This is a genomic window from Saccharothrix deserti (assembly GCF_009769385.1).
Lineage (GTDB): Bacteria > Actinomycetota > Actinomycetes > Mycobacteriales > Pseudonocardiaceae > Actinosynnema > Actinosynnema deserti.
The window spans coordinates 119,231-131,390 of the sequence record NZ_VKAB01000012.1 but is presented as its reverse complement, the minus strand read 5'-3'; the positions used below and the strand labels follow the sequence as shown (position 1 = coordinate 131,390).

Genomic DNA, 12,160 nt, shown 5'->3' with positions numbered 1-12,160 from the left:
GAAAACCCGCGAAAACCACTGTGTAAGTGCCTGCCGGTGAAGCACACTGTGCGCACGGGCAGGTTGGCCAGCGAAAGGGTGGCGCTGGTGGAGTTCAAGATCATCGGTAAGACGCGATTACACATCGATGGGAATGATTACAACCTCGGGCCGGCCAAGCACCGTGGTGTCCTCACAATGCTGCTGTACCACTTCCCGAGGTCGGTGCAGGTGGACCTGATTGCCCAGGTGCTGTGGCCGAGCAGCACCTCGGACCAGGTACGACGCAACCTGCAGCCGATCATCAGCCGGTTGCGCTCGATTCTTGTCAGATCGGGCTCAGGTGGCTCGATCCCGAAGGAGGGCAACGCCTACCGGCTCGACGTGGAACTGCCTGAGGTGATCGACTACCACCGTTTCCGCAAATTGGCGGAACAGGGTAGGAGGGCGGCTGGCAGTGGTGATCACCGGAAGGCCGTAGCTCTCCTCCGGGATGCGCTGTCGCTGTGGAACGAGCGGCCGTTGCAGGAGTTGGAAGGGGCATGGGCCGACCATTGTCGTGACCAAATGGAGACATTCGACCGGATGCCGGCCTTTCACGCGCTGCTGGACAGTCAACACCAACTCGGCGACCACCTGGAGGTCATGGCGGAAGCCGGCAGGCTCACCGCGACCCAGGCGCCGGACGAGGCGTTCGCCGGTCTGTACATACGCTCTCTGGACGCCTTGGGGCGCTACTCCACGGCACTCGACTTCTACGCCGTGTTCAGCCGTCGCCTGCTCGAGCACGTCGGCGCGGAGCCGGGGCCGGAACTGCGGGACCTCTACCGGTCGATCCTGCGGAAGCAGGAGAGCACGGCGTATGCCGGGGTCGTGGTGCCGCATCAGGTCCCACTACCGGCGCGGAACTTCATCGGCAGGGGGAGCCTGCTCACCGAACTCGACGCGTTGCTCGAGGGTGGCGACGAGGGGCGGGTTGTCGCGCTGCACGGGATGCCGAGCGTCGGCAAGAGCCAGTTGGCGTTGAAGTGGGCTTCGCGCCACCTCGACCGGTTCCCGGACGGCAACCTGTACCTGGAGTTGCGGGGTGCCGGCCCGGGGACACCGATGGCCCCCGACGACGTCCTGGCGTTCCTGCTGCGGTCGCTCGGCGCCGAGCGGATACCGGTCACGGGCGACGAGCGGCAACTCGAACTCCGCCGGGTTCTGAGCAATCGCAAGATGTTGATCATCCTCGACGACGCGCACGACAGCGCGCAGGTGCGACCGGTGTTGGCGGCGACTCCGAACTGCTCCACCATCATCACCAGTCGAACCCGGCTGATGGGCCTGAACATCCTCGACCACGTCGACTTGAGGCTCGTCTCACCACTGTCCACAGTCGAGTCGATCACGCTGCTGCGCAACGAGATCGGCCACACGCGGTCGGACCAGGCCCCGGAAGCGTTGCGGGACTTGGCCCACTTGGTGGACGGCTTGCCCTTGGCGCTGAGGATCATCGCGCAACAGGTCGCCCACCGCCCCGGCACTCCGATCGGGGAGTTGGTCGCCGAGTTCCGTGACCAGGACGGGCTCGGCGTTCTGGGCTCCGTCTACGACAGCGACGACGAGAGCGCCACGCTGCCCGTCGCGTTCTCGTGGTCTTTCCGCTACCTGCCCGAAGGCACGGCGCGCCTCTTCCGGTTGCTGGGTCTGCACCCGACCGCCGAGTTCGGCATCGACGCGGCGGTCGCGCTCCTGGGCGAGCCGGAAGACGCGGTCAGCGCCCACTTGAGCGCGCTTGTGCGAAGTAACCTGTTGGAGCATGGCAACGGGCCCCGGAGGTTCCGGCTGCACGACACGTTGCACGGGTACGCCGAACACCTCGTGCGCCGCGATGAGCCCGCGCAGGTCCGCAAGTACGCGGGGATTCGCCTACTCGACTGGTACCTGGCCTCGTGCGAGGCTGCGGCGCACTTGCTCGACCCCCAGACGTCGCCGGTGCCGCCGCTGCCCGGCATGTCCGCGAAGCCGGTCCAGTTGCTCGACGAGACAGAGGCGTTGACTTGGCTGACGCGCCACAGATCGATCCTGATCGCTTGCGTGCCCCAATCCGTACGCCTCGGCTTCAACGAACACGCCTGGCGACTTTCGGCGAACTTCCACGAAGCATACGACCGGTCCTCGACGTTCGAGGATCTGTTGGTCGCACATCGTGCAGCGCTTAAAGCTGCCAGCGCCCTGCGTGACCCGGAGGCGTTGAGCGGGACTTACAGCAACCTCGGTATGGCACTGTACCGACTGCGGAGGTTCGCGGAGGCGCGTGGTCACTTCGAGGCCGGTATGGCGATTGCGCAGGACGCGGGCCTCCGTGAGATCCAGCTCGTTTGCGCGCACAACTTGGCCAGCACGCTCGTGGACCTGGGTGAAATCGCTGCCGCCATCGAGCTTTACCGGGAAACGCTTGATTCGGTGCGTGAGATGGGTTATCGGGATGGTGAGGCCTATGCGCTTGACCAGTTGGCGAACGCGTATCGGAAGATCGAGCGCGACGATCTCGCGCTCGAGCACCACTATGCGGCGCTTGCCATTCGGCGCGCAATAGGGCACGTCCGCGGTGAAGCGATAACGCTCACCGAACTGGGCAAACTCCACCACGAGCGCGGAGAGCACGAGACGGCTCTGGGACGGCTACGGGAAGCGCTCGCGTTGCACCCGCTCAGCGGCGACCACGCCCGTAATGGCGAGGCGTTGGTAACCCTCACCGAGGTCGAGTACGACCTCGGTCGGTTCGCCGACGTCATGACCCATGCGGAGCAGGCGGTCGCGTTGTGCGGGTCCATTGGGGCGAACAAGGACCTGGGGCGGGCCCTGCACCTCTGGGGGCACGCGCTGGTGGCTCTGGGGCAGGTCGAAGAGGCTGAGGAGCGGTGGCTTCGCGCGGCGGACGTGCTGCGCGGCGTGGCCGAGGTCGAGGTGGACGTCCTCCTCGATCACCTGGTGGATCTGAGAAGAGTCCGCGAGGCCATCCCCGCGCCTCGGACGAGCAGTCCGGACTTCAGTGCGGCCCCCTCGAAGGAAGTGACTGAACGTAAGATATGAGAGAGTTTCTCACACTTTTGGGTGAAAATTCATCAACTTGCTAAAGTCGATACCCATCGCCTGTCCCTGTTTGGCCGCACGGTCGGGGGATCGAGGCGCGCTTGAGTGGTGGGGTCGGTCGTGGGACCACCGGGGCGGATGATCTAATCTCCGCCATGAACCGAACAAGCCGCATCACCATGGCGGTCAAGCGCGCCGGCGTCGCCGCAGCGCTGGTTACCGGTGTCCTGTTGACCGGCTCGGGGTCGGCGGGCGCCGCGGAGGCTCCGACTGGCGTCGAGCAGTGGAGTCAGAAGCTCGCCAACACCGAGTCCGACACGGTGGTCCTCGAACCCAACTGGCCTGGGCGGATCAACAGCGTGGAAAGCATGGAGGCCGTTTAGAGTAAAGCCCGGGTGTCTGCGGGTAATTCGCTCCGCAGGTCAATTTGGGTGGCAGGAGGGACGTGGCGCGGCGACCCTCCTGCTTGATTCGGTTCCCAATGGAGACTCGAATATCGCCGAGCGGCGTGAATTGCCGGAGATTTCCGGCAATTCACGGACAGCGGTCGGTCAAGTGGCGTTGGCGGCGTCCAAGTACGCCTGGTCTCGGCGGATTCGGCGCGGTGGGCGCCAGTCAGCTCTGGCGATGCGCGCCGTCGCGTTGCGGGTCGGTAGCGCATCGGCCCGCTCTGCCGGATGGCGATCACGGTCGCACGCGCGTGCCAGTGCCTCCTGAGCTGTGGCTGCATCCATGGCGCACCTCGGCCGCTGGTAGCGCACACGCGTGTGCCTTTTGTAAGACCTTCCATCCCGACGCATGATGAGGGCAACGAACAAACAGTAAGTATTGGAGGTCCATCGTGCGGGTGGAGATCTGGTCCGACATCATCTGCCCCTGGTGCGGGCTGGGGAACCACCGGCTCGGCAGGGCTCTGGAGCGGTTCGAGCACGGCGGGGACGTCGAGGTGGTCCACCGCTCCTTCCCGTTGGACCCGACCCTGCCCAGCGGACCCGCGATGACCGCGCGGCAGATGTTGAAGAACAAGTACGGCATGGACGATTCCCAGGTCGATGCGGCGACCGGTCGGGTGCGGGAACTGGCCGAGCGGGACGGGCTCACGCCGTACGTCGTGGCGGACAACACGGTCGGGAACACCGCACTGGCCCATGAGTTCCTCGCCTACGCCACCGACCAGGGCAAGCACGCCGAGGCGTGGCACCTGATGTTCCGCGCCTACTTCGGCGACGTCCGCTCGATCTTCACCGTCGACGCGCTGCTCGAGGTGGCCGCGGAACTCGGCCTGGACCAGGACGAGACGCGGGAAGTGTTGCGGGACCGCCGTTTCCGGCAGCAGGTGGAGGACGAAACGCGCCAGGCCCAGGAACTCGGCGCGCGTGGGGTGCCGTTCATCGTCATCGACGGCAAGTACGCCATCTCGGGCGCTCAGGACACGGGTGCGCTGCTCGGCGCGCTGCGGCAGGTGTGGGACGAGAGCCACCCGAAGTTCCTCGTCGAGGATGCCGAAGGGCTCTGCGGCCCGGACGGCTGCGCGGTGCCCGACACGCATCCCGCCCACGCCTGACCTCCGCGTCAACACCGCCGGACACCCATCTTCGGGAGCACCTCGTGAGCCAGGCCGACACCACCAAGCAACCCCCGGTCGCGCTGTTCCGGGCGATCAACCGCGTCATCCGACCACTGCTCGCCTCGCCCCTGCACGGCATCGTCAGCAAGCGCCTGATGCTGCTGACCTACACCGGCCGCAAGTCCGGACGCCGCATCACCATTCCCGTCGGCTACTTCGACTGGGAGCCCGGCGCCGTCCTGGCCATGTCCTCGACGTCGACCTGGATGGCCAACCTGCGCACCGGACCCACCGTCCGGCTGCGCATCCGCGGCCGGGACCACGACGCGGTGCCCACCGTCATCGAGGACACCGCCACGATCGCCGAAACGCTCGGCGAATTCGCGAAGCGTTCGCCGCGCCAGGCGAAGTTCATGGGCCTGCCCGCCGACCGCGAGCCCACTCCGGAGGAGTTGCACGCCGCCGCCGGGAAGGCCCACCTGGTCCGGTTCCGCCTCGCCACCTGAGCCGCGGGGTCTTGGCCGTGTGGTCGGATCAATGCGCGCTTCGAAGCCCTGCGGCTTGGGCGAATTCGGCCATCCGATCGGCGAAGCCGTCGTCGGGGCTGAACCACACGGCGACCGCGGCGGCGCCCGCGTCGGCGAACGCGTGCGCCTCGTCGACCGCCTTGGCCAGCTCCGCCGTGCCGCCATGCCACGCGATTCGGGTGGTCGGCTTGACCACCCGGTCTGACAGGTCGCGCAGCCGAGCGACGTGCTCCGCGAACTGTGCGGGACTCAGGCCGACGGCCTGCCACTCGTCGGCCAGCGTCGCCGCGCGGCGCAGGGCGGGCTCGCTGGTCCCGCCGACCATGATCGGAATCCTGCGGCGCGGTCGCGGCTCGAACACCCCCGTCTCGTAGCCGTAGAAACGGCCTTCGAACGGCCCGTCGCCGTGAAAGAGATGCCGCAGCAAGGCGATCGCCTCGTTCGTCCGAGCACCCCGGGTGTGGAAATCCGCGCCCACGGCGGTGAATTCCGTCCGGTCCCAGCCGATGCCCACGCCGAGCGTGAGCCGTTCCCCGGAGAGCCGGTCGAGGGTGGCGGCCTGCTTGGCCACGACGAACGGGTTGCGCATCGGCAGCACCAGCACCGACGTGCCCAGCCCGATCGTGCTCGTGTGCGCCGCGATGTAGGACAACGACACCAGCGGCTCGTACACACCGCCGTAACGCTCGGGGCTGTACCGGCCGGGTGGCAGCAGGTGATCGGGCAACCACGCCGTCCGGTACCCGGTCTTCTCCGCGGCCGCGGCCAGTTCCGCGAGCCGGTGGGGTTCCATCGCGGCTGATTCGTCGGGGAGGACCACTTCCAGATCCACGGTCACCCCACCTTCGCCAGGAAGTCCTGGATCACGCCGAGCCACTCGTCCGGCGCCTCGACCGCGATCCCGTGTCCCGACCTGACCCCGACGAGTTCCGCGCCGGGGATCCCGCTCGCGAGCGTGCCGGACAACGCGGGGACCACCAGGCCGTCCTCCGTGGTCGCCACGACGAGCGTGGGCGCCGTGATCGTGGCCAACTCGGCCCTCGTGTCGACCGAGGCTGTCAGCGCGACGTGTTCCGGACTGCCCGCCGGGATGACCTCGGCGAGTTGGCGGACCGACTCGTCGAGCTCCTCGGCGGTACGGGAGTCCAGGTACGTCTGGCCGGTCCCGGCGAACGTGGCGTACCTGGCCAGCACCATCCGATCACCGTCGAGGAGCCGGGCCCAGGTGTCCAGCGCCAGGCGCAACCGGTTGTCCGGGTGGGCGAACCCGGCTGTCAGCACGAGCGCGGTGACCCGATCGGGATGGCGGACGGCAGTACGCACCGCGACGGCCGTGCCGAGCGAGTAACCGAGGATCGCGAAGCGATCGAGGCCGGATTCCACGCCCGCGCGCACGAGTTCGTCGGCGAGGTCGTCGAGCACCAGCGGTTCGGTGCTGCGCGGCGTCTTCCCGGCGCCGGGGTAATCGACGCCGACCACGGTGTGGGTGAGGGCCAGGTCGTCGAGGATCGACCCGAAATTGGCCTCCACACCGCCACCGGCGCCGTGCGCGAGCAGCAGGCCTGGACCGGAACCGCGGATGGTGCGGGAGAAATGTTCGCTCATGCCGCGACGTTAAGCATTCACATCGGTGTCAAGGTCAAGGCGAGGTGTGACACATGCTGATCGGGGAGTTGTCCAGGCGGACCGGTGTCAGCGCACGACTGTTGCGCTACTACGAGGAACAGGGACTCCTCGGAACCCGCCGCGACGCCAACGGCTACCGGACCTACAGCAACGACGCCGTCGTCACCGTGCGCCAGATCAGGGCACTGCTCGCGGCGGGACTGAGCACCGATGTGATCCGCACCGTGCTGCCGTGCGCCAACGGCGACCAGCCCAAGCTCGACATGTGTCCCCAGCTGGTGCGGACCCTGACCGACGAACTCGCCGCGATGGACGGGCGCATTGACACCCTGCGGCAGGCGCGGGGCACGCTCGCGGCATACCTTCCCGAGAGCTGAGGACGCCGGACAGCGGATCCGGATGTCCGGAAAGAACGGAATAGAAAGCCAGGCCGGCGAGAATGCCGGCCTGGCTTTGTGCTGTCGGCTGCCGATCTGCGGTGCCGTCGCGAACAGCTTCTGTGTCTTCATCGCCATCGACTCCCCGGCGATCACGGGGCGAACGTCGTTCGTCGGCTGACGCGGCGAGCGGGTGCAGGGGGTCGACTCGGGTGTCGTGGTTGGGTTGGTAGAAGAACGGGACGGACAGGCGGGAGGGGATGTCGCCCCGGTCCGGGTTGACGACTCGGTGCATGGTCGACACCCACCGGCCTCCCGTCCACCGGGCCATCAGATCGCCGATGTTCACCACGAAGCTGCCGGGGATGGCCCGGACGTCCGTGCTCTCCGACGTCAACCTGGTCAGGATGAACATCCCGGCAGCGGCGGCGAACACACCTTGCAGCGCACGCGCCCCGAACAGAATCGGAGGGTTCACGGCCGCGCCGCCCAGCGCGGAGGCCGCGGCGAAGCCGGTCAGGCCGATCAGGAACGTGCGCCGGTGGCCGAGCGCACCGCTGATCCGACCGCCGATCAACAGCAGTCCGCCGAAGGTCAGCGCGTACGCGGTGATCGCCCATTACCTGCTCGCGTCGGACATGCCGAGCGCGTCCTGCGCCGACGGCAGCGCGATGTTCGCGATCGTGCCGTCCAAGACCACCAGGAGCTGCGCCGCGCTCACCACCGCCAACGTCCACCACCGGCGGTGTTCTTCCCGGCTGAAGGCGGGCTTGACGGCAGCCTTCGTCACCTGCGGTTTGTGATCTCCGACATCCATACCCCAAGTGTTTCGTCGAAGTCGTCCCGGAGACTTTTCGTCGATTTCGCCCGACATCGCAGCGCCGATGCGCCGAGCACCTTCAAGCCCCAGTCGAAGCGGCTGGGCGCACGAGCGCGACTGGGGACGGTGAGGGCTTGGCGTGAATACACCCGGAAACGAAAAAAGAAGCAGGCCGGGTGAATTCCGGCCTGCTTCTGTGTTGTGCGCCGCCAGGGACTCGAACCCCGAACCCGCTGATTAAGAGTCAGCTGCTCTGCCAGTTGAGCTAGCGGCGCTCGGACTGTCTTGCTCTGTCCGACGCGGAGAACATTAGCACAGCGTCTGACGGAGCTCCCAATCGCCTGGTCAGGGTGGGTGTGCCGCCCTGACGCAGGGGGAACTTCGCCTTGGTAACGATCCAGCATCTCGGGCAACATCGTCAACCCTCCAGGCGTCACCTTGTCAGGGGACACCGGCGGACTCCTGTCGCAGGCGGTCTCGGTGTTGAGGGGATGAACCGGAGGACGGGATGCACCGCAAGCGGGGGACGCTCGCAATCGTCGCGATCGGGTTGGTTGCGACGTTGATCACAAGTTGTTCATCTGGCTCGGCCGCCACCGGGGACGCCGGCCAGACCTCCACCACGACCTCGTCCACACCGCCGCCGAAGCCCGTGTCGTTGACCACGGGCCCCGCGGACGCGGCGGTCGACGTGGCGCCGGGCTCGCCGGTCGTGGTCACGGCCACCGACGGCAAGCTCACCCAGGTCGTGTTGACCAACCCCGAGGGCAAGGCCGTCGCCGGCCAGGTGAGCCCCGACGGCCTCCAGTGGACCAACACGGAACCCCTGGGCTACCAGAAGACCTACACGTTGGCCGTGACGGGTGAGGGCGCCGACGGGAAGCCGGTCACCAAGACGTCCAGCTTCACCACCGTCAAGCCGCGCACGTTGACCTACCTCTCGGTCAACCCGCAGGACGGCACCACGGTCGGTGTCGGCCAACCGCTCGCCTTCTACTTCGACGAGCCGATCGCCGACAAGGCCGCAGCCGAGGCGATGATCTCGATCACCACGGAACCGCGCGTCGAGGGCGCCTTCTACTGGTTCGACGAGAAGACCGCGCACTGGCGCCCGCAGAACTACTGGGCGCCCGGCACCAAGGTCACCATCAACGCCAAGATCTACGGCAAGCACGTCGGCAACGGCGTCTACGGCGAGGAAGACCGCCTCATCACCACGACGATCGGTGACGCGGTCGTCCACGAGGCGGACGGCCAGACCCACCAGGTGGTCACCAAGGTCAACGGCCAGGTCGTGCGCACCATGCCGACCTCGATGGGCGACGCGCAGAACCCCACCCCCACGGGCACATACGTGCTCATGGAGAAGCACGCGCACATGGTGATGGACTCCCGCACCTACGGCCTCTCCCTGGAGGCGGGCGGCTACGTCACCCCGGTCGACTGGGCCTACCGGATGTCGAACTCCGGCATCTTCTTCCACAGCGCGCCGTGGTCGATCGGCGACCAGGGCAGGCGCAACGTCAGCCACGGCTGCCTGAACCTCTCGCCGGAGAACGCCAAGTGGGTGTTCGACAACTCCAAGCAGGGCGACATCGTGGTCGTCACCAACTCCGGCGGCCCGGTCCTGGAGTCCTGGGACGGCTTCGGCGACTGGCAGATCCCGTGGGACCAGTGGGTCAAGGGCAACCGCTGACCGGAGCGCTGACTAGAGGTCTGTGACACGACCCGCCGCCACCACCAGGCGGCGGGTCGTTCGCACCGCGTCCAGCATCCGCCGGTCGTGCGTGACCAGCAGCAGGGTGCCGGTGTACGAGTCGAGCGCGGACTCCAGCTGTTCGATCGCGGGCAGGTCCAGGTGGTTCGTCGGCTCGTCCAGGACCAGCAGGTTCACCCCGCGTGCCTGGAGCAGCGCCAACGCGGCACGGGTGCGTTCACCGGGGGAGAGGGACGCGGCCGGTCGCAGCACGTGCGCCGCCTTCAGCCCGAACTTCGCCAGCAACGTGCGCACGTCGGCCGCCACCAAATCCGGCACGGCGGCACCGAAGGCGTCCAGCAACGGCTCGTCGCCCAGGAACAGCCCGCGCGCCTGGTCGATCTCGCCCACCACCACGCCCGAACCCAGGGACGACGAGCCTGAATCAGGCGTGACGCGGCCGAGCAGCGCGGCCAGCAGCGTCGACTTGCCCGAGCCGTTCGCCCCGGTGATGGCGATCCGGTCCGCCCAGTCCACCTGGAGGTCCACCGGCCCCAGCGTGAACGACCCCCGCGTCACCACCGCCGCCCGCAGCACCGCGACGACCGCGCCGGACCGGGGCGCGGCGGCGATCTCCATCCGCAGGTCCCACTCCTTGCGCGGCTCCTCGACCACGTCCAGCCGTTCGATCAGCCGTTCGGTCTGCCGGGCCTTCGACGCCTGCTTCTCGGTCGCCTCGGAACGGAACTTGCGCCCCACCTTGTCGTTGTCCGGGGCCTTGCGCCGGGCGTTCTTCACGCCCTTCTCCATCCACGACCGCTGCGTCCGCGCCCGCTCCTCCAACGCCGACCGCGTGGACGCGTACTCGTCGTACTCGTCCCGCGCGTGCCTGCGGGCGATCTCCCGCTCCTCCAGGTACGACTCGTACCCGCCGCCGTAGGACCGCACCTGCTGCTGTGCCAGGTCCAGCTCCACCACCCGGGTCACCGTGCGGGCCAGGAACTCGCGGTCGTGCGACACCAGCACGGTTCCCGCGCGCAGCCCCGTCACGAACCGCTCCAGCCGCGCCAGACCGTCCAGGTCCAGGTCGTTGGTCGGCTCGTCCAGCAGGAACACGTCGTACCGGCTCAGCAGCAACGACGCCATGCTGGCCCGTGCCGCCTGGCCGCCGGACAGCGCCGTCATCGGCAGGTCGAGCGACACGTCCAGCCCCAGCTCGGCCGCCACCTCCAGCGACCGTTCCTCCAGGTCCGCGCCGCCCAACGCCAGCCACTTCTCCAACGCCTCGGAGTAGCCGTCGTCGGCGGAACCCGTGGTCAACGCCTCGGTGGCCCGGTCCAGCCCGGCCTGCGCCTGCGTCACGCCCGTCCGCCGCGCCAGGAAAGCGCGCACCGTCTCGCCCGGACGCCGGTCGGGCTCCTGCGGCAGGTGCCCGACGGTCGCGGTCACGGGGGAGAGGCGGATCACACCCCGCTCGGCGGGCAGCAGGCCGGCCAACGTCCTCAGCAACGTCGACTTGCCCGCGCCGTTCGCCCCGACCAGGCCGATCACGTCGCCGGGCGCGACGACGAGGTCCAGCCCGGAGAACAGCACGCGGTCGCCGTGCCCGGCGGCCAGGTCCTTCGCGACGAGTGTGGCGCTCATGACAACTCCACGGCAGGGGGACGGACAAAAGAAGACGCCCCTCGACAAGGTGTCGAGGGGCGTTTCGCTTGGGGTGAGTGACGGGACTTGAACCCGCGACACCTGGGATCACAACCCAGTGCTCTGCCAGCTGAGCTACACCCACCAAGACCGGCTGACCCGGCGGATGAAGCATACAGTGCCCTACCGCCGGGTCTGAAATCGACCCTATTTCAGGCCGTCGGCCGCCAGGAGCTCGGCGGCCACGGCCTGCGCCTGCTCCGACGACGGCCCCGGCTGCGGCACGAACGCCGTGCGCCGGTAGTACGCCAACTCCCGGATGGACTCCCGGATGTCGGCGAGCGCGCGGTGCGCCAGGCCCTTCTCGGGCTGCGCGTAGTAGATGCGCGGGTACCAGCGCCGGCACAGCTCCTTGATCGACGACACGTCGACCATGCGGTAGTGCAGGTGGGCGTCGAGCGCGGGCATGTCGCGGGCGATGAACCCGCGGTCGGTGGCGATGGAGTTGCCCGCCAGCGGCGCGGTGCGCGGGTCCGGCACCCACTCCTTGATGTAGGCCAGCACCTGCGCCTCGGCGTCGGCGATCGTCACGGTGGACCGCCGGACCTCCTCGGTGAGCCCGGACTTGGCGTGCATCTGCATGACGACGTCCGGCATCGAGTCGAGCGCGGTGTCGTCGGCGTGGATCACCACGTCGACCCCCTCGCCGAGCACGTTCAGCTCCGCGTCGGTCACCAACGCCGCGATCTCGATCAAGGCGTCCTTGCCCAGGTCGAGGCCTGTCATCTCGCAGTCGATCCACACCAAGCGATCCATCACCAGGGCGAGCCTAGTCGCCCGGTC

General features: G+C 68.0%; 12 protein-coding genes, 2 tRNA genes and 1 pseudogene. 7 read left to right on the top strand and 8 right to left on the bottom strand.

Annotation, left to right across the window (positions count from 1 at the left end):
• Positions 1-87 precede the first annotated feature (87 nt).
• The 4 genes from FM051_RS22225 to FM051_RS22210 all read left to right on the top strand — a co-directional run bounded on the left by FM051_RS22225 (position 88) and on the right by FM051_RS22210 (position 5,133).
• Positions 88-3,060 carry an AfsR/SARP family transcriptional regulator gene (locus FM051_RS22225; protein WP_158846403.1) on the top strand — a complete coding sequence of 991 codons (2,973 nt, stop codon included), beginning with the start codon at positions 88-90 and terminating at the stop codon, positions 3,058-3,060.
• A gap of 155 nt (positions 3,061-3,215) precedes the next feature.
• Positions 3,216-3,443, top strand: coding sequence for a hypothetical protein (locus FM051_RS22220; protein ID WP_158846401.1), 228 nt, complete (start codon positions 3,216-3,218; stop codon positions 3,441-3,443).
• 458 nt (positions 3,444-3,901) lie between these two features.
• Entirely contained in the window at positions 3,902-4,624 is a 723-nt protein-coding gene (locus FM051_RS22215; RefSeq protein ID WP_158846399.1) for a DsbA family oxidoreductase, read from the top strand.
• 44 nt (positions 4,625-4,668) lie between these two features.
• Entirely contained in the window at positions 4,669-5,133 is a 465-nt protein-coding gene (locus tag FM051_RS22210; protein ID WP_202918966.1) for a nitroreductase/quinone reductase family protein, read from the top strand.
• A 28-nt stretch (positions 5,134-5,161) separates the two neighbouring features.
• On the opposite strand, the gene FM051_RS22205 is transcribed toward FM051_RS22210, so the two are convergent.
• Together FM051_RS22205 and FM051_RS22200 are read right to left on the bottom strand one after the other, a co-directional pair.
• Positions 5,162-5,986 carry a TIGR03619 family F420-dependent LLM class oxidoreductase gene (locus tag FM051_RS22205; protein WP_202918965.1) on the bottom strand — a complete coding sequence of 275 codons (825 nt, stop codon included), beginning with the start codon at positions 5,984-5,986 and terminating at the stop codon, positions 5,162-5,164.
• Positions 5,987-5,988: 2 nt separating this feature from the next.
• A complete protein-coding gene (locus FM051_RS22200) occupies positions 5,989-6,759 on the bottom strand; it encodes an alpha/beta fold hydrolase (RefSeq protein WP_158846397.1) in 771 nt (256 codons plus the stop codon).
• A 53-nt stretch (positions 6,760-6,812) separates the two neighbouring features.
• Here FM051_RS22200 and FM051_RS22195 point away from each other — a divergent pair, with 53 nt between their 5' ends.
• Both FM051_RS22195 and FM051_RS50140 read left to right on the top strand, forming a co-directional pair.
• A complete protein-coding gene (locus FM051_RS22195; protein ID WP_158846395.1) occupies positions 6,813-7,157 on the top strand; it encodes a MerR family transcriptional regulator in 345 nt (114 codons plus the stop codon).
• A gap of 22 nt (positions 7,158-7,179) precedes the next feature.
• Positions 7,180-7,338 carry a hypothetical protein gene (locus tag FM051_RS50140; RefSeq protein WP_162470731.1) on the top strand — a complete coding sequence of 53 codons (159 nt, stop codon included), beginning with the start codon at positions 7,180-7,182 and terminating at the stop codon, positions 7,336-7,338.
• A gap of 102 nt (positions 7,339-7,440) precedes the next feature.
• Here the strand turns inward: FM051_RS50140 and FM051_RS54015 are convergent.
• The 3 genes and pseudogenes from FM051_RS54015 to FM051_RS22185 all read right to left on the bottom strand — a co-directional run.
• A pseudogene (locus tag FM051_RS54015) lies at positions 7,441-7,734 on the bottom strand (2OG-Fe(II) oxygenase family protein); the annotation flags it as partial.
• 42 nt (positions 7,735-7,776) lie between these two features.
• Positions 7,777-7,947 carry a hypothetical protein gene (locus tag FM051_RS54010; protein ID WP_420803614.1) on the bottom strand — a complete coding sequence of 57 codons (171 nt, stop codon included), beginning with the start codon at positions 7,945-7,947 and terminating at the stop codon, positions 7,777-7,779.
• Between the two features lie 232 nt (positions 7,948-8,179).
• Positions 8,180-8,252, bottom strand: a tRNA-Lys gene (locus FM051_RS22185).
• A gap of 377 nt (positions 8,253-8,629) precedes the next feature.
• Between FM051_RS22185 and FM051_RS22180 the strand changes: the two genes are divergently transcribed.
• Positions 8,630-9,673 carry a L,D-transpeptidase gene (locus FM051_RS22180; protein ID WP_238412597.1) on the top strand — a complete coding sequence of 348 codons (1,044 nt, stop codon included), beginning with the start codon at positions 8,630-8,632 and terminating at the stop codon, positions 9,671-9,673.
• 12 nt (positions 9,674-9,685) lie between these two features.
• Here the strand turns inward: FM051_RS22180 and FM051_RS22175 are convergent, their stop codons facing one another.
• From FM051_RS22175 to orn, 3 genes are all read right to left on the bottom strand, one after another.
• Entirely contained in the window at positions 9,686-11,317 is a 1,632-nt protein-coding gene (locus FM051_RS22175; RefSeq protein WP_158846391.1) for an ABC-F family ATP-binding cassette domain-containing protein, read from the bottom strand.
• A gap of 69 nt (positions 11,318-11,386) precedes the next feature.
• A tRNA-His gene (locus FM051_RS22170) sits at positions 11,387-11,462 on the bottom strand.
• Between the two features lie 62 nt (positions 11,463-11,524).
• Positions 11,525-12,136, bottom strand: a complete 612-nt coding sequence (gene orn / locus FM051_RS22165) for an oligoribonuclease (protein WP_158846389.1) — start codon at positions 12,134-12,136, stop codon at positions 11,525-11,527.
• Positions 12,137-12,160 lie beyond the last annotated feature (24 nt).

What these genes read in the sequence shown, in the direction of transcription:
- FM051_RS22220 (WP_158846401.1), top strand. Translation starts at nt 3,216, where the DNA reads ATGAACCGAACAAGCCGCATCACCATGGCGGTCAAGCGCGCCGGCGTC.
- FM051_RS22200 (WP_158846397.1), bottom strand. Translation starts at nt 6,759, where the DNA reads ATGAGCGAACATTTCTCCCGCACCATCCGCGGTTCCGGTCCAGGCCTG.
- FM051_RS22195 (WP_158846395.1), top strand. Translation starts at nt 6,813, where the DNA reads ATGCTGATCGGGGAGTTGTCCAGGCGGACCGGTGTCAGCGCACGACTG.
- FM051_RS50140 (WP_162470731.1), top strand. Translation starts at nt 7,180, where the DNA reads ATGTCCGGAAAGAACGGAATAGAAAGCCAGGCCGGCGAGAATGCCGGC.
- FM051_RS22175 (WP_158846391.1), bottom strand. Translation starts at nt 11,317, where the DNA reads ATGAGCGCCACACTCGTCGCGAAGGACCTGGCCGCCGGGCACGGCGAC.